The organism is Pseudohalocynthiibacter sp. F2068 (genome assembly GCF_023015645.1).
Lineage (GTDB): Bacteria > Pseudomonadota > Alphaproteobacteria > Rhodobacterales > Rhodobacteraceae > Pseudohalocynthiibacter > Pseudohalocynthiibacter aestuariivivens.
The window spans coordinates 236022-256058 of the sequence record NZ_JALKAK010000003.1; the positions used below are offsets into that span (position 1 = coordinate 236022).

The 20037-nt window shown below is 53.9% G+C and carries 18 protein-coding genes; 3 read left to right on the top strand and 15 right to left on the bottom strand.

The genetic code is table 11. The features are described 5' to 3' along the window. Positions 1–44 precede the first annotated feature (44 nt). The 3 genes from MWU63_RS05570 (at position 45) to MWU63_RS05580 (ending at position 4478) form a co-directional block, all read left to right on the top strand. Positions 45–1136, top strand: a complete 1092-nt coding sequence (locus MWU63_RS05570; RefSeq protein WP_247077188.1) for a Hint domain-containing protein — start codon at positions 45–47, stop codon at positions 1134–1136. Between the two features lie 53 nt (positions 1137–1189). Then, entirely contained in the window at positions 1190–2797 is a 1608-nt protein-coding gene (locus MWU63_RS05575; protein ID WP_213888368.1) for a peptide chain release factor 3, read from the top strand. A gap of 202 nt (positions 2798–2999) precedes the next feature. After that, positions 3000–4478 carry a DEAD/DEAH box helicase gene (locus MWU63_RS05580; RefSeq protein WP_247077190.1) on the top strand — a complete coding sequence of 493 codons (1479 nt, stop codon included), beginning with the start codon at positions 3000–3002 and terminating at the stop codon, positions 4476–4478. A 74-nt stretch (positions 4479–4552) separates the two neighbouring features. Here the strand turns inward: MWU63_RS05580 and MWU63_RS05585 are convergent, their stop codons facing one another. The 15 genes from MWU63_RS05585 to nuoF form a co-directional block, all read right to left on the bottom strand. Further along, positions 4553–6223, bottom strand: a complete 1671-nt coding sequence (locus MWU63_RS05585; RefSeq protein ID WP_213888370.1) for a ribonuclease J — start codon at positions 6221–6223, stop codon at positions 4553–4555. Further along, entirely contained in the window at positions 6220–6999 is a 780-nt protein-coding gene (locus MWU63_RS05590; RefSeq protein ID WP_213888371.1) for a type III pantothenate kinase, read from the bottom strand. The genes MWU63_RS05585 and MWU63_RS05590 overlap by 4 nt, the downstream gene beginning before the upstream one ends. Before the next feature lie 13 nt (positions 7000–7012). Further along, positions 7013–7768: a biotin--[acetyl-CoA-carboxylase] ligase gene (locus MWU63_RS05595; RefSeq protein WP_247077198.1), complete on the bottom strand. Its 756-nt coding sequence runs from the start codon at positions 7766–7768 to the stop codon at positions 7013–7015. Continuing rightward, positions 7758–9197, bottom strand: a complete 1440-nt coding sequence (gene nuoN, locus MWU63_RS05600) for an NADH-quinone oxidoreductase subunit NuoN (protein WP_213888372.1) — start codon at positions 9195–9197, stop codon at positions 7758–7760. Before nuoN ends, MWU63_RS05595 begins: the two co-directional genes overlap by 11 nt. Positions 9198–9208: 11 nt before the next feature. Further along, positions 9209–10750: an NADH-quinone oxidoreductase subunit M gene (locus tag MWU63_RS05605; RefSeq protein WP_213888373.1), complete on the bottom strand. Its 1542-nt coding sequence runs from the start codon at positions 10748–10750 to the stop codon at positions 9209–9211. Position 10751: 1 nt separating this feature from the next. Continuing rightward, a complete protein-coding gene (gene nuoL, locus MWU63_RS05610; RefSeq protein WP_213888374.1) occupies positions 10752–12929 on the bottom strand; it encodes an NADH-quinone oxidoreductase subunit L in 2178 nt (725 codons plus the stop codon). A gap of 6 nt (positions 12930–12935) precedes the next feature. Next, complete coding sequence (gene nuoK / locus MWU63_RS05615) at positions 12936–13241, bottom strand: NADH-quinone oxidoreductase subunit NuoK (protein WP_213888375.1); 306 nt, start codon at positions 13239–13241, stop codon at positions 12936–12938. 96 nt (positions 13242–13337) lie between these two features. Then, entirely contained in the window at positions 13338–13952 is a 615-nt protein-coding gene (locus tag MWU63_RS05620; RefSeq protein ID WP_247077200.1) for an NADH-quinone oxidoreductase subunit J, read from the bottom strand. Beyond that, positions 13949–14356 carry a carboxymuconolactone decarboxylase family protein gene (locus tag MWU63_RS05625; protein ID WP_213888377.1) on the bottom strand — a complete coding sequence of 136 codons (408 nt, stop codon included), beginning with the start codon at positions 14354–14356 and terminating at the stop codon, positions 13949–13951. The genes MWU63_RS05620 and MWU63_RS05625 overlap by 4 nt, the downstream gene beginning before the upstream one ends. Further along, positions 14353–14844, bottom strand: a complete 492-nt coding sequence (gene nuoI, locus MWU63_RS05630) for an NADH-quinone oxidoreductase subunit NuoI (RefSeq protein WP_213888378.1) — start codon at positions 14842–14844, stop codon at positions 14353–14355. The genes MWU63_RS05625 and nuoI overlap by 4 nt, the downstream gene beginning before the upstream one ends. Before the next feature lie 4 nt (positions 14845–14848). Then, positions 14849–15886 carry an NADH-quinone oxidoreductase subunit NuoH gene (gene nuoH / locus MWU63_RS05635; protein WP_213888379.1) on the bottom strand — a complete coding sequence of 346 codons (1038 nt, stop codon included), beginning with the start codon at positions 15884–15886 and terminating at the stop codon, positions 14849–14851. Between the two features lie 6 nt (positions 15887–15892). Further along, positions 15893–16294, bottom strand: a complete 402-nt coding sequence (locus MWU63_RS05640) for a hypothetical protein (RefSeq protein WP_213888467.1) — start codon at positions 16292–16294, stop codon at positions 15893–15895. A 5-nt stretch (positions 16295–16299) separates the two neighbouring features. After that, positions 16300–18318, bottom strand: coding sequence for an NADH-quinone oxidoreductase subunit NuoG (gene nuoG, locus MWU63_RS05645; protein ID WP_247077202.1), 2019 nt, complete (start codon positions 18316–18318; stop codon positions 16300–16302). A 3-nt stretch (positions 18319–18321) separates the two neighbouring features. Beyond that, positions 18322–18726, bottom strand: a complete 405-nt coding sequence (locus MWU63_RS05650) for a DUF5333 domain-containing protein (protein WP_213888381.1) — start codon at positions 18724–18726, stop codon at positions 18322–18324. Then, on the bottom strand, positions 18726–20021 hold the full coding sequence (gene nuoF / locus MWU63_RS05655; protein WP_213888382.1) for an NADH-quinone oxidoreductase subunit NuoF: 1296 nt from the start codon (positions 20019–20021) through the stop codon (positions 18726–18728). Before nuoF ends, MWU63_RS05650 begins: the two co-directional genes overlap by 1 nt. Positions 20022–20037: the final 16 nt, after the last annotated feature.

Consider the following 20037-nt stretch of genomic DNA (forward strand, 5'->3'; position numbering starts at 1 on the left):
ACTGTTCGTAACGTGAACCCAAATCAGGCGGTGGGGGTTGCAGGGTGAAAAAACAGGCTTTTTTACCCTTTGAAACTGTCAAAGAGACGAATTACCGGATGACTGCCGCCAATCATAAACATCTGTCTTCGTGGCAAACGCTGCAGGTTTTTCGCGCGCAGTATTTTTTTGTTACAGACGGTGCCAATCTGGGTGATGCATTGATGCGGGCGTCAGAATTAGCGCTTGATGACAGATACCACCTGTCACCAGACGCCCCGAAAGAGCGTCTGACCATCACAAGCCAAAATCGGGCAAAATCGAACTGCGATTTTGTCGTCGCCGAAAGCTCAGAGCTTGGCCTGCCAGGCTCGTTTTTGATCTTAGACAGTGTTGCGACATTCATGGCGCCAGATGGTGAAACCCTATCAGCAATCATTCTTTTGGAAACCAACCCATCGGATGACGCAGTAACGCAGATTTACCTGCATCCAATAAACGACCTAAGACCAAAAACCGATTACTGTCTGATCGGTGTAGATACGAGCAACGTAAAAACCCTGTTTGCCGAGGTTGCTTGTGTCAGCTTTGGTCGTGGCACCCGCATTACATTGGCCTCTGGCGAACAATGCCCTATCGAAAACCTGCGCATCGGGGACAAGGTTCTGACACGTGACGATGGCCCACAGACCGTGCGCTGGATTGGCCAGAACACGATACGTGCGGTAGGTGAGTTTGCGCCAATTTTCATCAAAAAGGGTGCGTTGAATAACGAAAATAACCTGTTGGTCAGCCACAATCACCGTCTGTTCGTTTACCAGCGTTGTGATGAAATCGGGCTCGGTCGTTCCGAAGTGCTCGTCCAAGCGCGGCACCTCGTGAATGGCACCACCATCTATGAACAGGAAGGTGGATTTATCGATTATTTTCAAATCCTGTTTGACACCCATCAGATCATCTATGCGGAAGGGATAGCCGCCGAAAGCCTGCTGCTTGACACCCGCACAGCAGCAGTGCTGCCCGAAGGCCTGGCTGAAAGGCTTGCCCATGCACTCGGGCAACATCGATCAAGCCCCCACCTTGGCTACGAAGTCGACAAGGCGATGCTGGTTGGCCATGATCCGGCAGAAATTTTGCGCCGCGCCTCATCAGCCTGATTGGTCACCGTCACCAATTGCCCTTTCCGCGCCCCTCGCCTATAGACGCATCCATGTTAGATCGCGTCTCAAACACCCCAGTTCTGCCACCGGAAATTGCCCGGCGGCGAACCTTTGCCATCATCAGTCACCCTGATGCGGGTAAGACTACGCTGACAGAAAAGTTTCTGCTTTTTGGTGGCGCCATTCAGATGGCAGGACAAGTCCGCGCCAAGGGCGAAGCCCGGCGCACACGGTCAGATTTTATGCAGATGGAAAAAGACCGGGGCATTTCCGTTTCAGCCTCGGCAATGTCCTTTGACTACGGCAAAAACCGTTTCAATCTGGTGGATACTCCGGGCCACTCTGATTTTTCCGAAGACACTTACAGAACGCTAACGGCCGTTGATGCGGCCGTCATGGTGATTGATGGCGCAAAAGGCGTGGAAAGCCAGACACAAAAGCTTTTCGAGGTTTGCCGGATGCGCGACCTGCCGATCCTGACCTTCTGTAACAAGATGGATCGGGAAAGCCGTGATGTTTTCGAAATTATTGACGAAATTCAGGAAAACCTTGCAATTGACGTAACACCCGCCAGCTGGCCGATTGGCATTGGGCGCGATTTCATTGGGTGTTATGACCTGTTGCAGGATCGGCTGGAGATTATGGACAGGGCTGACCGTAACAAGGTTGCGGAAAGCGTAAAGATCAACGGGCTGGATGACCCGAAGCTTGCAGACCATGTTCCAGCAGAGCTGTTAGAGAAACTGCGCGAAGAGATAGAACTCGTTCGTGAACTTATGCCTGCGATGGATCAGCAAGCCTTGCTTGACGGAACCCTCACACCGATCTGGTTTGGCTCTGCAATCAATTCCTTTGGCGTAAAAGAACTAATGGACGGGATCAGTAACTTTGGCCCGGAACCACAGGTTCAGTCCGCTGAACCGCGCAAGGTAAGCCCCGATGAAAAAACAGTCGCTGGATTTGTCTTCAAGGTACAGGCCAATATGGACCCAAAACATAGGGACAGGGTCGCCTTTGTGCGCCTCGCGTCTGGTCATTTCAAACGCGGCATGAAACTGACCCATGTGCGTACAAAAAAGGTGATGACCATCGCCAACCCCGTGCTTTTCCTTGCATCGGACCGCGAGCTTGCCGAAGAGGCCTGGGCAGGCGATATCATCGGCATCCCAAACCACGGGCAACTTCGCATTGGCGACACCTTGACCGAAGGCGAGGCGATCAGGGTAACCGGCATACCGTCGTTTGCACCAGAATTGCTGCAGGTCGTACGTGCTGGCGACCCTATGAAATCAAAGCATCTGGAAAAGGCCCTGATGCAGTTCGCCGAAGAAGGTGCTGCCAAGGTTTTCAAACCCTCGATCGGGTCGGGTTTCATCGTTGGTGTGGTCGGTGCGCTTCAGTTTGAGGTTCTCGCGAGCCGGATTGAACTGGAATATGGCTTACCTGTTCGGTTTGAGCCTAGTCAGTTTACCTCTGCCCGCTGGGTGCACGGACCTAAAGCAGCGGTTGAAACTTTTGCAAACGCCAACAAGGCCCATATTGCGCATGACCACGATGGTGACATTGTGTATCTGACGCGCCTTCAGTGGGATATTGACAGAATTGAACGGGACCACACCGATCTGACCCTGTCTGCCACCAAGGAAATGATGGTGTGATTGGAAAAGAATTGTTTCCCTTTAAGAAATAATTTTGTGAAAGCCGCTCATATTGACATGAATCATCGGCAATAGATTGACCCGGGCTCATATTTTCAGTAACTCAGGCGCGTTGGGGGCCATATAGTGATATGGTTTGACCGTTCGGGTCAGCTACCCCCGGAACCGATACGGCACAGATAGCCGTAGAATACGGAAAAGAATGATAAAATTCTCCGATCTGAAACTCGATAAAAAAGTTTTGAATGCTGTAGAAGAAGCTGGCTATGAAACGCCGACGCCGATTCAGGAAGGCGCTATACCTCCAGCGCTGGAAGGCCGGGATGTTTTAGGCATCGCCCAGACGGGCACTGGCAAGACGGCATCCTTCGTTTTACCAATGATTACACTGCTTGGACGGGGCCGCGCGCGTGCGCGCATGCCGCGCTCGCTGGTGCTTGCGCCTACACGTGAACTGGCAGCGCAGGTTGCAGAAAACTTCGATATCTACGCCAAGAATACCAAGCTGACCAAAGCCCTACTCATAGGCGGCGTTTCTTTCAAAGAACAGGACAAATTAATCGACAAAGGCGTCGATGTGCTTATCGCAACACCAGGACGGCTGCTTGACCATTTTGAACGTGGCAAACTGCTGCTGACCGGCGTGCAAATCATGGTTGTGGACGAAGCTGACCGTATGCTTGATATGGGCTTTATCCCTGATATCGAGCGGATATTCAGCCTGACCCCCTTTACCCGTCAGACCCTGTTCTTCTCTGCAACGATGGCACCAGAGATTGAGCGGATCACAAACACCTTCCTTTCAAACCCCGCTAAGGTCGAAGTTGCGCGTGCTGCAACCACTGGCGAGAATATTGAACAGGGCGTCGTGATGTTCAAAGCGTCACGCCGGGACCGGGCGGCAAAGGAAAAACGCGATCTGCTGCGCGCCATGATCGAGCGCGAAGGCGAAGCTTGTTCAAACGCCATCATTTTTTGTAATCGCAAAGTCGACGTGGATATCGTCGCAAAATCGCTGAAGAAACACGGTTATGAAGCCGAACCCATTCATGGGGATCTGGAACAAAGCAAACGCATGGAAGTTCTGGCGCGGTTCCGCGAAGGCGATCTGCGGTTCCTCTGCGCATCCGATGTCGCGGCGCGGGGGCTTGATATTCCGAAAGTTTCGCACGTGTTTAACTACGATGTGCCAAGCCACGCCGAGGATTATGTACACCGGATTGGCCGAACAGGCCGTGCCGGGCGCAGCGGCAAGACATTGATGATCTGTGCTCCGCAGGATGAAAAAAACCTGGCTGCAATTGAGCGGTTAGTCAATCAACCCGTACCGCGCATCGAAGGTGTTGCTGGCGCGGCAGATTCTGTCGACACACCCACTGCAGAGGTGGAAGCGTCACCAAAACCTGAAACTGCAAAACGAAGCAGACCTAGCAGAAAACGCGTAAGCAGGAAAACATCTGCTGAAACAGAGACTCAGACTGCAGATACGGTTACAGAGCAACAACCCGAGGCGATCCCGGCAGCCGAAATCGCCAAAGAATCGGCCCCCAGAAAGGGACGCCGTGAAAAATCCGAAGATCGTCCTGCAAGAAAACAACAGGATAACAACAAGGTTGTTGGAATGGGTGACCATCTGCCAAGCTTCATCGCCATGAGTTTTGATGAACGGCGTACAGACTAAGACCCGAACAATATGAGCAAAATCCCCGGCAAAAGAACCGGGGCTTTTTCATTGTTGCGAACCGAAAAGCGTAGTTAACCAACCAATCGGCTGACCACGACTGTCACCTCTGGCTTACGGCCTATTTCATCGTTGGCAGACCGGCGTATCTCGCGGCGAATGGCTTCTTCCAACTTGTCATCATCGCGCAGCGTTTTATCGTCCATCCGGTTCAAAATCTGGCTCAGATCTTCCTCCAGCACATCCGTGAGCGGCGCTTTGGAGCGACCCGCTTTCGGTAACCCCATCAGTTCTATCCACGCACCACCCAGCGGCTCGTCTTCTTCGTCAATGATGACCGTCGCAACAACATGGCCATTCAGCGCCATACGAATTCTGTCACGTATGATCCCGTCAAGCGCGCTGATTTGCACTGAGCCATCCAAATAGGTCCGACCAGTTTCAATGTACTCTGCAACTTTCGGCTTATTTCCCGACAAGTTCACCATTGTACCGTTCACGGCCAGAACCGCCGCGCGGCCACCGTTTTCGGCCAGTCGAACATGCTCGCGTAAATGCCGGTGTTCACCGTGCATTGGAATGATCATCTGTGGTGCAAATATCTCGTGCGCGCGCTGCAGATCGGGGCCGTTCGCATGCCCGGAAACGTGATAGTGCCCGGTACTGTCGTCAACGACGTCAACGCCCATTTCTGAATAGGCGTTCATGATGTTGATCACGCCACGTTCATTTCCCGGGATTGTCTTTGACGAGAACAGGAACAAATCCCCCTCTTTCATGGACAAACCCAGATACTTGCCACGCGAAAGCCCAGCAGAGGCTGCCCGCCGTTCACCCTGAGACCCTGTCACGATAAGCATCAGGTTTTCCCGTGGCACCTGTTGCGCCTCTTCTGCAGTAATCGTCGATGGAAAATTGGTCAGAACACCTGTTTCGACACCCGCTGTGATCATGCGCTTCATTGCACGCCCCAACAGGCAAACGGAGCGGCCGGAGGCAATGCCAGCTTCCGCCAGGGTTTGAAGGCGCGCAATATTTGAGGCGAAAGTCGTTGCCACAACCATGCCCTTGGCACCTGTCACAAGCGCCTTGATCTCCGGTGCAACGCTGGTTTCAGAGCGGCCAGGATGCCGGGAAAATACATTTGTTGAGTCACAGACCAGAACTTTAACACCGGGTTTGGCAACCTCGGCCCAAAGATCCGGGTCAAAGGCGTCCCCGACGACCGGCGTTTCATCAAGCTTGAAGTCGCCGGTATGCACGATCCGCCCGTCCGGCGTGTCAATGACGAGCCCGCTGCTTTCCGGGATGGAATGCGCTAATGGCAGGAAAGATACTTTGAACGGGCCAGCTTTTATAATTTCCGGATAGGCCGCTGCAGTTATCACCTCGTCTTCGGGCGCACCGTGTTCTTCCATCTTGCGCCGCGCGTGGTTCGCGGTGAACGTACGGGCATAGACCGGTACCTTAAGCCGGTTCCAAAGGTGGCCGATACCTCCAACATGATCTTCATGTGCGTGGGTGATGAAAATCGCTTCCAGCCTCTCAGCGTTCTCTTCTAGCCATGTCACATCCGGAAAGATCAGGTCCACACCGGGTGTCGTATCCATATTAGGAAATGTCACACCAAGATCGACCAGAATAAGCCGCTCTTTTCCTTCCGGACCATAACCGTAAACATAGGCGTTCATGCCAATTTCCCCGGCACCGCCGAGGGGAAGGTAAATCAGTCGGTTTGAGCTCATATAGTGCCCCGATCCTTGTTATACTTATGAATGACGGTCAAACCGTGCATCGTCAGATCATCATTATATTCATCAAAAAGCATCTCGGTCTGCTGAAACAACGGGGCGAGCCCGCCGGTAGCAACGACTTTCATCGGCACGCCGCGTTCCGCCTTGATCCGAGTACAAATTTCCCGGACGAGTCCGATATAGCCCCAGAACACACCCGACTGCATGCACGCAACCGTATTCGTGCCAATCACTGCCTGAGGCTTGGAAATATCCACATGAGGTAAGGCTGCTGCAGCATTGTGCAAGGCCTCAAGCGACAAGTTTACGCCGGGAGAGATCACCCCGCCGATATAAGCGCCATCCTCGGCCACTACATCAAAGGTGGTTGCGGTGCCAAAATCAACTAGGATCAAGTTCCCACCATGCAAATCAAACCCCGCAACGGTGTTGACCAATCTGTCCGGTCCGACGGCTGTTCCTTCATCAACACGCACGTCTACAGGCAGCAGGCATTCTGGTTTTCCAACGACCAGCGGTCGGCAATCAAAGTACCGGTCCGAAAACACCCGAAGGTTATAAACCACGCGTGGCACAGTGGATGAAATGATTACCTCGTCAATCTCCATCTCGATCTTATGATGCCGCAAAAGCGTTGACAGCCAGACAAAGTACTGATCAGCCGTTCGCTGATGTTCCGTAACGGTCCGCAATGTGCAGAGAAATTTCTCCCCGTCCCAGATCGAAAAAACTGTATTCGTATTGCCGCAGTCAATTGCCAGAAGCATTGGCCGCCTCCTTTTAGAAAAAGACCTCGGCGGCGGAGATCACCCGCCGACCGCTTGCAGTTTTAAGAACCAGCGCGCCGGTATCGTCAATCGTTTCAAAAGTGCCGACAACACTTTCCTTGCCAGTGCGCGCGGTAATCACTTCCCCGATCTTGGCAGCACGGTTCAACCATGCCTGTCGGATTGGGGCAAACCCGTAGGTGCTGAATTGTGCTTCCCAGTCTGCAAAGGCAGGAGCCAGCAAATCAAGAAACTCCTCTGGTGTCACGCGCGCGCCCGTTTCCGATTGCAAATCAACCGGTGTTATCGCGCTTTCGTCGACGTCCGAACGACTGGGCGCCGCCACAAGGTTAACACCAATACCGATGCAGAAATGACTTAACGTGCCACCTGCCCCGGCACTTTCCAACAAAATCCCCGCGACCTTGCCACCATTTAACAAAACGTCATTTGGCCACTTGAGCGCGAATAGTGCAACCCGTCCTGTTGCCGCAACAAACGCATCAAACAGCGCAAGTGATGCAACGAACGAACGCAGCGCAACTTTGTCCGGCGTTTCACCGGGCTGCATCACCAAGGTTGCCGTGAAATTGCCAACCGGGTTCGCCCAGGGCCGGCCACGCCGCCCACGCCCTGTGGTTTGGCGATGCGCCAGAATCCACTCTGGCCCCGAGAGTGTCGGAGCCAGACGTCGTGCCTCGGCGTTGGTACTGTCGACTTCCTGAAGAATGCGACAACCCGTTCCTTCAGGCCAGGGTTTAGCGGACAAGAGTCTCGGCCGCAGCGGCTGCGAAGCCTTCGATGCCAAACAGGTTCACGACACCCACAACCATGATTGCTGCGGACGCCATCAGGAAACCCCACAGAATTGGCGACTTGGCTTTGTCGAGCATGTCACCTTCTTCACCGAAATACATGAAGTAAACGATCCTGAGGTAATAAAACGCTCCTATCACAGAAGCGACCACACCTGCGATCGCAAGCCAGCTCATCCCGGCCTGAACTGCGGCGAGCAGCACATAGTACTTACCAAAGAACCCAACCAGCGGCGGAACACCTGCAAGGCTGAACAGCAACACCATCATCGCAACAGCGCGCAGCGGGTCATGTTTCGAGTACATGTTAAGTGAATCAATATCAGTGACGGGCTGGCCGTCTTTTTCCATCGACAGAATAAAGGCAAAAGTACCGATGTTCATGGTCACATAGATCGCCATATAAACCAGCATGGCCTGAACACCAAAGACGGTGCCAGACGCAAGACCCATCAGGGCAAAACCCATATGCGCAATCGAAGAATATGCCATCAGACGTTTGATGTTGCGCTGGCCAATCGCGGCAACTGCCCCGAGGAACATGGAAGCGACAGAAAGGAAGGCAAGGATTTGTGACCAGTCAGCAACCGCGTTGCCAAAGGCATCATAGAGCACACGGGCGAACAGACCCATTGCTGCGATCTTTGGCGCAGTCGCAAAGAAAGCTGTCACAGGGGTTGGAGAGCCTTCATAAACGTCCGGTGTCCACATATGGAACGGGGCAGCAGAAACCTTGAAGGCCAAACCTGCCGCGATGAAGACCAAACCAAACAACATACCCAAAGGCACATGCCCTGCCTCAACTGTCGTGATAATGCCAGAAAACAGCGTCGTTCCCGCAAAGCCGTATGTCAGTGATGCACCATAGAGAAGAAGCCCGGAACTCAGCGCTCCCAGCACAAAATATTTAAGACCCGCTTCCGTAGATTTAACGCTGTCCCGGCGCAATGCCGCAACCACGTAAAGCGACAGCGACTGCAGCTCTAGTCCCATGTAGAGCGCCATCAAATCGCCCGCAGAGACCATCATCATCATGCCAACAACCGCAAGCGCGACAAGGATCGGGAACTCAAAAAGCATCAATCCGCGTTTGGTCATGTAATCCTGACTCATCAACAGGATTGCAGAGGCCGAGAGCAGAATGATTACTTTTGCATAGCGCGAAAAGGCGTCGTCAACGAAAGCGCCACCAAAGGCAACCCTGCTTCCGTTGCCCGAAATAGCGACCCAGATACCGATGCCAGCAAGCACCATCGCTGTCAGCCACAGGATCATCGGAGCTGTTTTGTCTTTGCCGGTGTAAACCGCGAACATCAGCGCACCCATCGCGAAGACGGCCAGCACGATCTCGGGTAAGACAGTTGAAATATCAGAAGAGATCATCGGACCCACCCTTAGTGTGATGCAACCTGCATACTGCCGTCTGTGACAGGCAATGCAGCGTGATAATTGTGAACAAGCGCCTCAACCGAGGGACCGATCAAATCGGTCACAAGGCTTGGGTAAACGCCAAGAAGCAAAGTCATGACAACCAGCGGCGCAAAGATCGCACGCTCGCGCCCGGTCATGTCAGTGATCGAGCGCAGGGACTCTTTTATCAAATCTCCCATGACGACCCGGCGATACAGCCATAGAGCATAAGCGGCAGACAGGATCACACCGGTTGTGGCAAACATCGCAACCCACGTGTTAACCTGGAAAATACCGATCAGCACAAGGAATTCACCAATGAACCCGGAGGTGCCGGGCAGGCCAACGTTCGCCATCGTAAAGAACATGAAGATCAGCGCATAGGCTGGCATCCGGTTCACGAGGCCGCCATAGGCATCAATGTCACGGGTGTGCATTCGGTCATAAATCACGCCCACACAAAGGAAGAGCGCTCCAGAGATAAAGCCGTGGCTGAGCATCTGGAAAATCGCGCCATCAATACCCTGCTGATTGGCTGCAAAAATACCCATCGTGACATAACCCATGTGGGCAACTGACGAATACGCGATCAGCTTTTTCATGTCTTCCTGCACCAGCGCAACAAACGAGGTGTAGATAATTGCGATCACGCTGATCCAAAGAACGAATGGCCCAAGAATGTCAGAGGCGACGGGGAACATTGGCAGGCTGAATCGAAGGAAGCCATACCCGCCCATTTTCAACAGGATCGCCGCCAGCACCACAGACCCGGCAGTTGGGGCCTGAACGTGCGCATCAGGAAGCCAGGTGTGAACGGGCCACATTGGCATCTTGACTGCGAAAGACGCAAAAAACGCGACCCACAATACAGTCTGCAATCCGCCTATGACCTGAAAGCCCATGACAGAAATCGTTTCCGACCCGAAAGTATGCGTCAGCAAGGCCTGAATATCGGTTGTGCCTGCATCCACATACATTGCGATCATCGCAACCAGCATCAGGACTGATCCGAGGAAGGTATAAAGGAAAAACTTGAACGAAGCATAAATCCGGTTCGCCCCACCCCAGATGCCAATGATCAGGAACATCGGAATGAGCCCGCCCTCAAAGAATAGATAGAACAGCACAAGGTCCAACGCACAGAACACGCCAAGCATAAGCGTTTCCAGAACCAGAAAGGCAATCATGTATTCTTTGACGCGCGTATTCACATCCCAACATGCGGCGATCACCAGCGGCATCAGGAAAGTTGTCAGCATGACAAACAGCAAACTGATCCCGTCAATGCCCATCTTATAGGTCAGCCCGATAATCCAAGATTTCTCCTCGACGAACTGAAAGCCAGTATCGTCGGGGTTAAATCCACTGAGCAGGAACAGGGACACGATAAACGTCGCAGAGGTTGCAAGCAGAGCGACCCATTTTGCATTTCGTTGTGCAGGCGCGTCATCACCGCGCAGAAAAAGAGCCAGAATTACGGCCGCCAACAGCGGAATAAACGTGACGATGGAAAGAAGATTTTCCATGTTATTCAGCCCCTCCGCTGATCGTCATCCATGTGACGAGGATTACGATCCCGATCACCATGGCAAAGGCGTAATGGAACAGATAGCCGGACTGCGCCCGACCCGCGAGACGGGTGAAGAACGGGATAATTCCCATTGCCACCCCATTAAGAGTGCCGTCGATGATATTGCCATCACCCCGCTTCCACAGAAACCGGCCAAGCGCCTTGGCAGAGCGAACGAACAGAAAGTCATACGCTTCGTCAAAGTACCATTTGTTCAGCAGGAACAGGTACGCCGGACGCTGGCTTTCGGCCAGGCGACGCGGCAGGCTTGGGTTCACAATGTAGAACAAGTAAGCAAGCCCTAACCCCAGAACCATCGCGATAAAGGGTGAAACTTTAACCCAGTTTGGTGCGTGGTGGGCATTGTCCATCACATGGTTGTCGGGGTGGGTAAAGACCGCACCAACCGGTGCTGTCGCCATAGCATGCCCGGCGTCAGCAAGCGCATCGTCACCGTGACCTGTATCCGCAGTTGCGGTCTCATCATGGCTCTCGGTGGTTGCTGCGGTTCCGTGATCAGCGGTTTCGGTTGTCGCCTCTCCATGGCTTGTATCCGTCGCGTCTTCGCCGTGGCCACCTTCGGCCATCGCAACTTCGTGTGTCGGCGCACCATAGAACTCGTTGACCTGATCATGGTCACCGAAGAAGGAGCCGTACCAAACCATCCCAGCGAAAACTGCGCCAATGCTCAGCACCCCAAGCGGGATCAGCATCGTCATTGGGCTTTCATGTGCATGGTCATGGGTGTGTTTGTCGCCACGCGCCTCGCCAAAGAATGTCATGAACATCAGGCGCCAGCTGTAGAATGATGTCATCCCAGCCGCGATAACAAGCATCCAGAAGGCGTAATTGCCAGCAGCTGAATGCGCACCAAACGCGCTTTCGATAATAGCATCCTTCGACAGGAAACCAGCAAAACCGATTGTCGTCAGCGGAATGCCAACCCCGGTAATGGCCAGCGTGCCAATCATCATTGCCCAATAGGTATAGGGAATCTTTTTGCGCAAACCGCCATAGTTCCGCATGTCTTGTTCATGATGCATCGCGTGGATAACGGAACCGGCACAAAGAAACAGAGATGCCTTAAAGAACGCGTGGGTCAGCAGATGGAACATCGCAGCCGAGTAAACACCAACACCTGCCGCCACAAACATGTAGCCAAGCTGTGAACAGGTTGAATAGGCGATCACGCGCTTGATGTCATTCTGTACAAGCCCCACGGTCGCGGCAAAAAACGCTGTGCTCGCGCCGATGATCACAATAAATGTCGTCGCGGCAGGCGCATACTCCATGATCGGCGACATACGGCAGACAAGGAAGACGCCAGCTGTCACCATGGTGGCGGCGTGGATCAGGGCCGAAACGGGTGTTGGACCTTCCATCGCATCGGGCAACCAGGTGTGCAGGAACAGCTGTGCAGATTTACCCATCGCCCCGACAAACAGCAGGAAGCAAAGCAGGTTTGCAGCGTTCCAATCGGTCCAGAGGAAATGCAGTGTTGTATCAGCCAGCATCGGACCAGCCGCAAAGACATCTTCAAGCCGGATGCTGTCGACCAGAAAGAACAGGCCAAAGATACCAAGTGCAAACCCAAAGTCACCAACCCGGTTCACAACGAACGCTTTGATCGCGGCGGCATTCGCGCTTGGCTTACGGTAGTAAAACCCGATCAACAGATAGGATGCGACACCAACGCCTTCCCAGCCAAAGAACATCTGCACTAGGTTGTCTGCCGTCACCAGCATCAACATCGCGAAGGTGAAAAAGCTGAGGTACGCAAAGAAGCGTGGCTTATAGCTTTCGCCCTCTTTCCATTGCGGATCATTGTCCATGTAGCCAAAGGAATAGAGGTGAACGAGGCTTGAGACCGTCGTGACAACGATCAGCATTGTTGCGGTCAGTCGATCAAGCCGGATCGCCCAGTCGGTGCTAAGCGTACCACTTTCAATCCAGCGCATAATGTGGATTTGCTGGGTTTCCCCGTCAAAGCCAAGGAACACAATCCAACTAAGAAACGCGGCCAAAAACAACAGCCCCGTCGTCAGGATCATCGCGCCCTTTTCGCCGATAATGCGCCAGCCAAAGCCGCCGATGATCGCGCCAACCAGAGGTGCAAACAGGATGATGGTTTCCATGATCCGCTACCCCTTCATCACGTTGACATCTTCAACCGCGATCGTGCCGCGGTTACGGAAGAAACATACAAGGATCGCAAGACCGATCGCCGCTTCAGCTGCGGCAACGGTCAGGACGAACATGGTAAAGACCTGCCCGACCAGATCCCCCAGATGTGCCGAAAAGGCGACCAGGTTGATATTGACCGCAAGTAGCATCAGTTCCACCGACATCAGGATCACGATCACATTCTTCCTGTTGAGGAAGATGCCAAAGATGCCGATGACGAATAATGCCGCGGCCACCGCAAGATAATGTTCAATTCCGATCATCTGTCCCTCAGTCCTTATCTTCTTCGTCTTTTTTCCGGCGTTGCCGGACCGCTACTCCAAAAACGATCATCGCAACACCGATGATCAGCCAAAGGTTCACAGCCCCTGCCCCGGTTTCATATCTTTCAGTTCCATCGCCTTGGCCGGATCACGGTGCATCTGGGCCATAACGTTTTGTCGCTTGATGTTTGGACGGTGGCGCAGTGTCAGAACAATCGCGCCAATCATCGCAACCAGCAAAATCAAACCCGCTGCCTGGAACAGGTAAATGTAGTCGTCATAGATCAACCGGCCCAAAGCGGCCGTGTTATGCGTCTCTTCAATCGCGGGGGCAACGGCCCCACGCAGATCCATTGCCGCCTCTGATGATGTCCAGGTGCCAAGCACCATGCCAAGCTGCATAAGCAAAACAACACCAATCAACAGGGCAAGTGGTACGTATTTCGCCATCTCTGCCTTCAGTTCGGCAAAATCCACATCCAGCATCATGACAACAAACAGGAACAAAACCGCGACCGCGCCAACATAGACAATGACCAGCAGCATCGCGACGAATTCAGCGCCAAGAAGCACAAACAATCCTGCGGAACTCAGAAACGAAAGGATCAGCCAAAGAACCGAATGAACCGGGTTCTTGGACACAACCACAAACAGACCAGAGGTCACTACGGTTATGGCAAACACATAAAACGCAAATGCGGTTAAGGTCATGACTTGTCATCCTCTATTTCGCCCATAACTTCTTGTGCAAGCTGTAGTGCACGGGTCATGGCAGGAATTCCGGCAAACATCGACATCTGGCCAATGGTTTCGACAATCTCTTGTTTCTTTGCCCCGGCCTCTAGCGCGTGGCGCACCGTCAGGCGAACTTGCGTATCGGCCTGAGCCCCCTGCATGGTCAGAGCTGCAATCGTAATCAGCAGCCGGGTCTTTGCATCCAGCCCGTCTTTGTTGACTGCGTTGCCAAAGGCCAGTTCCATGAGGTCTTTTGGCATCGTTGGCCAAAGTGCTTCGAACCCCTTAGGCGTAAAGGACTCCATAGCCGGATTCATGGATTTCGCCATTTCCTGCGCCCGGGCCATCATCTCTTCAAAAGGGTTCTTTGCATCACTCATCGGTAGGGTGCGTCCAGTTCAAGGTTGCGGGCAATTTCTGCTTCCCAGCGGTCACCGTTCGACAAGAGTTTTGCCTTGTCATAGAACAGCTCTTCGCGGGTTTCGGTTGAAAATTCAAAATTCGGACCTTCAACAATCGCATCCACCGGGCAGGCCTCTTGGCAGAAACCGCAGTAAATGCATTTGGTCATGTCGATGTCATAGCGCGTCGTGCGTCGAGAGCCGTCATCGCGGGGTTCTGCGTCAATCGTGATCGCCTGCGCCGGGCAAACAGCCTCGCACAGTTTGCAGGCGATGCAGCGTTCTTCACCGTTCGGATAACGGCGCAGCGCGTGTTCACCGCGAAACCGGGGGGACAGCGGGCCCTTTTCATGCGGATAATTCAACGTTGCTTTGGGTGCGAAAAAATACTTCAGCCCAAGCCCAAAGCCTTTGATGAAATCAAACAGCAGGAAGTATTTAACTGCGCGGGTATAATCCATTGCCATTCTCTTAGCCCCCAATCGCCCAGCGGGCATAGGCCCCGCCGAAAGCACCGTATTGTGCAAAGAACGCGACCAGTATGACCCATCCCAGTGACAGCGGCAGGAAGACTTTCCAGCCAATCCGCATCAGCTGGTCATAGCGGTAGCGTGGTGTGATGGCCTTGACCATCGCGAAGATGAAGAAGAAGAAACACATCTTGCCAAACATCCACAGCACGCCATCCGGCAGACCGGGGATTGGTGACAGCCAACCGCCAAAGAACAACAGGCTTGTCAGCGCGCACATCAGGAAGATCGCGATATATTCACCCGCCATGAACAGAAGGAACATCGTTGCGGAATATTCGACCTGATAACCCGCGACGAGCTCTGATTCAGCTTCTGGCAGGTCAAAGGGTGGGCGGTTCGTTTCTGCAAGGGCAGAGATAAAGAACAGGAACACCATCGGGAAATGCGGCAACCAGTACCAGCTGAAGAAGCCGTAGTCGCCGTCTTGCGCCCGCACGATATCGCCAAAGTTCAGCGACCCACTTGAGATCACGACCCCAACAATGATGAGGCCAATAGAAACCTCATAAGAAATCATCTGCGCGGCGGACCGCAGACTGCCAAGGAACGCGTATTTCGAGTTTGACGCCCAGCCCCCCATGATCACGCCGTACACCTCAAGCGAGGAAACTGCGAACACGTATAGGATTGCGACGTTCAGATCTGACAATACCCAGCCGTCGTTGAATGGAATAACCGCCCAGGCAATCATTGCCAGAACAAAGGAAACAAGCGGGGCAAGGATGAAAACCGGCCGGTCAACACCCGCCGGAATAACAACCTCTTTCACCACATATTTCAGCGCGTCCGCCACCGATTGCAGCAAACCAAAGGCCCCAACAACGTTTGGTCCTTTGCGCATTTGCACGGCGGCCCAGATCTTCCGGTCACCATAAACCAGAAACAGCAGCGAAATCATCACAAAGCCCATCACCGCAAGGCATTGCGCCAAGATGATCACCAATGTTCCCAGTGGGGTGGAAAGAAATTCAGCCATAGGTCCTCACACCGTCGGTATCCCAGTTTCGGCGCAGTTTTGTACAACAACTTCTGCGTCAATTGTTCTTAGCCCTCGTGGCAATGCTGGCGAGATGGTATAAACAGCATCCCCCCGCCAAACGCCACCCTCATTCGCTACGTTTGTGCGCACATGTCGCGCAAATCCATAGCCGCGGATCAATGCATACTGCGCTGCCGCGCATTTTGCGTATTCCGCTACGTCCTCATTCGTACGTGCGCCCGACATCTCGACCAGAAAGGCAACTAGGTCACCGTCAAGAAGCCGGGTCTCTATCCCCATGTAGCTTGGGTCATGACTGGCCTGAGTAGGCTCTTCCACCGATGCACAGGCTGCCACCCCGCCCAGCAGGGCAAGGCCAAGGGCCACATTATGAAAGAGACGCATCATTCTTATTCCGCAGCCATCGGGGTATTTGTCCGCGCTCTAGAATTTGCCGACAGCTCTGCCATCAACTCTGACGCGCGCGCAATTGGGTTTGTCAGGTAGAAATCCGTGATCACGTTGCGGAAATCTGCTTTGGCAGGTTTGCGCAGCGGCACCCGTTTCCATTTATTCTCAGCAACGCCATCAATTGCCGCCAAATGCGGAACCTCCGCAACAAGTGCTTTGCGCAGTGCTGCAAGACTGTCGTAAGGCAATGTCGCACCCAGTTCTGCAGAGAGGGCCCGCAGGATCGCCCAGTTTTCCTTTGCGTCACCCGGCGCGAAACCGGCACGTAATGCAAGTTGTGGCCGCCCTTCGGTATTCACAAACAATCCCTGCTCTTCTGTATAAGCTGCACCCGGCAGGATGATATCAGCGCGATGTGCACCACGATCCCCGTGGCTGCCCTGATAAATCACAAACGGTCCGGCGTTCACTTCAACTTCATCGGCACCCAGATTGTAGACCACTTCGGCTCCATCAAGTGCTGCCGTAAGCCCGCCTTCGGTCGTACAGCCCACATCCATTGCCCCAACCCGGCCCGCCGCCGTGTGAAGCACCATGAACTTGGACTCTGTGTTTTCGGCGAGTTTCATCGCCTGAGACAGCACCGCTTCGCCATCTGCTTCAAGCAAGGCACCCTGCCCGATAATCACGATAGAGTTCATACCTTTGGCAGCACCGATGTCTTTTTCATTCAGTTCAACCAATGCGGCGCGATCCGTGCCGACGTGAACATAATCATATGTTAAATCAACGGCTTCACCGACCAGACCAATATTGCAGCCGTTGGTCCATGCCTTGCGGATACGGGCGTTTAATACCGGCGCTTCTACGCGTGGATTACAGCCGATCAGCTGAATCATCTGCGCGTTATCAATATCTTCGATACTTGCTGTACCGACATAACCGGAACGGTTGCCTTCCGGCAATTTCGCACCGTCTGTGCGGCACTCAACATTCCCGCCTTGAGCTTCGACAAGCGCTTTCAATCCATAAGCTGCCTCAACAGGAACCAGATCGCCAACGAGACCCGCAACCTTCTTGCCCTTCATCGCAGCAGCGACAGCATTCAATGCCTCACCCCAGCTCGCTTCGCGCAGCGTTCCGTTTTCACGAATGTAAGGCGTGTCGAGCCGCTGACGACGCAAGCCGTCCCAGACAAAACGCGTTTTGTCAGAAATCCACTCTTCGTTCACACCATCGTGGTTTCGCGGCAGGATGCGTTTGACTTCACGCCCTTTGGTATCGACGCGGATGTTTGAACCCAAAGCATCCATTACGTCGAGGGTTTCCGTCTTGGTCAGCTCCCATGGCCGGGCGGTGAATGCATAAGGTTTAGATGTCAGCGCACCCACCGGGCAAAGGTCAATGATGTTGCCCTGAAGGTTCGAATCCAGTGTCTGGTTCAAATAACTGGTGATTTCCGCATCTTCGCCGCGTCCGGTCTGGCCCATCTGGGTGATACCGGCAACTTCAGAGGTGAACCGCACGCAGCGCGTGCAGGAAATACAGCGTGTCATGGTTGTTGCGACAAGCGGGCCAAGATCAAGATCATCGCAGGCCCGTTTTGGCAGATCATAGCGGCTGCCGGACAGACCATAGGCCATGGCCTGATCCTGAAGGTCACATTCCCCGCCCTGGTCGCAGATCGGGCAATCAAGCGGGTGGTTGATCAGCATGAACTCCATCACACCTTCACGCGCTTTTTTGACCATCGGTGAATTGGTCTTAACGACTGGCGGCTGGCCCTCTGGGCCCGGGCGCAAATCTTTGACCTGCATCGCGCAGGATGCCGCAGGTTTGGGTGGCCCACCCACAACCTCAACCAGACACATCCGGCAGTTGCCAGCGATGGTCAACCGCTCGTGGTAGCAAAAGCGTGGGATTTCAACTCCCGCCTGCTCACATGCCTGAATAAGGGTCATCGACGGGTCGACCTCGACCTCTGTTTCGTCAATGATAATTTTTCTTAGGTCAGTCATGTCCTAATCCGTCCTCAGAAATTTGCCGATCGGGCTTTCGGCGTCAATTTCCGCCTTGCCGATCGCACAATAGCTTTCAGGGTTGCCTTCAACCGCACCGCGGTTTGAAAGCCAAGTGTTCACATGCACGAGCAAGCGTGCCTCTTCTTCTTCGTTTTCAACGTATGCTTCGATTTCTTCGTGGCTGAAACCTTGGTCTACAGCGTAATTGTAGATAGAGCGCAGGTACATAAACCCGCGCAGTTTGCGTACGGAAATTGTCGGGCATTTCTTGTAGATTTCCTTGACAATCCCGGCAAGAACCAAGCGGTTTGTGACCCCTTCATTTTCGCGCAACGCCGCCGCCTGCACGCTCAGCGTGCTGACAAACAGCGAAACAACCGCGATATGGAAGGTGCGCTTAAACATTACTCCGCCGCCACCGCGCTTACCCGTCCGGTCCGCTTGTGTTTGATACGATCCTCGATCTCATTCCGGAAATGGCGGATCAGACCCTGAATGGGCCAGGCTGCTGCATCACCAAGCGCGCAGATGGTGTGCCCTTCAACCTGCTTGGTTACGTCAAGCAGCATGTCGATTTCTTCGACCTCTGCCTCGCCCGTCACCAACCGGTCCATCACACGCATCATCCAACCGGTGCCTTCGCGGCATGGGGTGCACTGGCCACAGCTTTCGTGTTTGTAGAACTTGCTCAGCCGCCAGATCGCCTTGATCACGTCGGTCGACTGGTCCATCACTATCACCGCCGCTGTGCCAAGACCCGAGCGTTGCTCGCGCAGCCAGTCAAAATCCATGATCGCTTCGTCCGCGACGTCGCGCGGCAATAGCGGAACTGATGACCCGCCGGGAATAACAGCCTTGAGATTATCCCAGCCACCGCGCACGCCGCCACAGTGACGTTCCAGCAACTCGCGAAGCGGGATAGACATGGATTCTTCAACCACACAGGGATTATTCACGTGGCCGGAAATACCGAACAGCTTGGTTCCGGCGTTGTTCGGGCGACCGAAAGAGGAAAACCACTCAGGCCCGCGCCGCAGGATCGTAGGAACGACTGCAATTGATTCAACGTTGTTCACCGTGGTCGGGCAACCATAAAGCCCCGCCCCTGCCGGGAACGGCGGTTTCATCCGCGGCATGCCCTTTTTGCCTTCAAGGCTTTCCAGCAGCGCAGTTTCTTCACCACAGATGTAAGCCCCAGCACCGTGCACGAGGTATAGGTCAAAGTCCCAGCCGGATTTAGCGGCGTTTTTACCCAGAAGTCCGGCGTCATAGCATTCGTCGATTGCCGCCTGCAGCGCCTCGCGCTCGCGAATAAATTCGCCCCGGATGTAGATATAGCTCGCATGCGCGCCCATCGCGAAAGAGGCAAGTAAGGCCCCTTCGATCAGCGTGTGCGGATCATGGCGCATAATCTCGCGGTCTTTACAGGTTCCGGGCTCGGATTCGTCAGCGTTAATAACAAGATAGGCCGGGCGACCATCGCTTTCTTTCGGCATGAATGACCATTTCAGGCCGGTCGGAAAGCCAGCGCCACCGCGACCACGCAGACCAGACGCTTTCGCCTGTTCCACAACCCAGTCGCGACCGCTCTTGATCAACTTGTCGGTGCCATCCCAATGGCCGCGCGCCTTGGCCCCTTTAAGGGTTCGGTCGTGCATCCCGTAGAGATTTGTAAAGATCCGGTCCTGATCTTTCAGCATGCCATTTTCCTTCGCT

What these genes read in the sequence shown, in the direction of transcription:
- MWU63_RS05590 (WP_213888371.1), bottom strand. Translation starts at nt 6,999, where the DNA reads ATGCTTCTGGCAATTGACTGCGGCAATACGAATACAGTTTTTTCGATC.
- nuoF (WP_213888382.1), bottom strand. Translation starts at nt 20,021, where the DNA reads ATGCTGAAAGATCAGGACCGGATCTTTACAAATCTCTACGGGATGCAC.
- nuoG (WP_247077202.1), bottom strand. Translation starts at nt 18,318, where the DNA reads ATGACTGACCTAAGAAAAATTATCATTGACGAAACAGAGGTCGAGGTC.
- MWU63_RS05605 (WP_213888373.1), bottom strand. Translation starts at nt 10,750, where the DNA reads ATGGAAAATCTTCTTTCCATCGTCACGTTTATTCCGCTGTTGGCGGCC.
- MWU63_RS05625 (WP_213888377.1), bottom strand. Translation starts at nt 14,356, where the DNA reads ATGAGTGATGCAAAGAACCCTTTTGAAGAGATGATGGCCCGGGCGCAG.
- MWU63_RS05575 (WP_213888368.1), top strand. Translation starts at nt 1,190, where the DNA reads ATGTTAGATCGCGTCTCAAACACCCCAGTTCTGCCACCGGAAATTGCC.
- nuoI (WP_213888378.1), bottom strand. Translation starts at nt 14,844, where the DNA reads ATGGCAATGGATTATACCCGCGCAGTTAAATACTTCCTGCTGTTTGAT.
- nuoL (WP_213888374.1), bottom strand. Translation starts at nt 12,929, where the DNA reads ATGGAAACCATCATCCTGTTTGCACCTCTGGTTGGCGCGATCATCGGC.
- MWU63_RS05585 (WP_213888370.1), bottom strand. Translation starts at nt 6,223, where the DNA reads ATGAGCTCAAACCGACTGATTTACCTTCCCCTCGGCGGTGCCGGGGAA.
- nuoH (WP_213888379.1), bottom strand. Translation starts at nt 15,886, where the DNA reads ATGGCTGAATTTCTTTCCACCCCACTGGGAACATTGGTGATCATCTTG.
- MWU63_RS05580 (WP_247077190.1), top strand. Translation starts at nt 3,000, where the DNA reads ATGATAAAATTCTCCGATCTGAAACTCGATAAAAAAGTTTTGAATGCT.
- nuoK (WP_213888375.1), bottom strand. Translation starts at nt 13,241, where the DNA reads ATGATCGGAATTGAACATTATCTTGCGGTGGCCGCGGCATTATTCGTC.
- nuoN (WP_213888372.1), bottom strand. Translation starts at nt 9,197, where the DNA reads ATGATCTCTTCTGATATTTCAACTGTCTTACCCGAGATCGTGCTGGCC.
- MWU63_RS05620 (WP_247077200.1), bottom strand. Translation starts at nt 13,952, where the DNA reads ATGACCTTAACCGCATTTGCGTTTTATGTGTTTGCCATAACCGTAGTG.
- MWU63_RS05650 (WP_213888381.1), bottom strand. Translation starts at nt 18,726, where the DNA reads ATGTTTAAGCGCACCTTCCATATCGCGGTTGTTTCGCTGTTTGTCAGC.
- MWU63_RS05640 (WP_213888467.1), bottom strand. Translation starts at nt 16,294, where the DNA reads ATGCGTCTCTTTCATAATGTGGCCCTTGGCCTTGCCCTGCTGGGCGGG.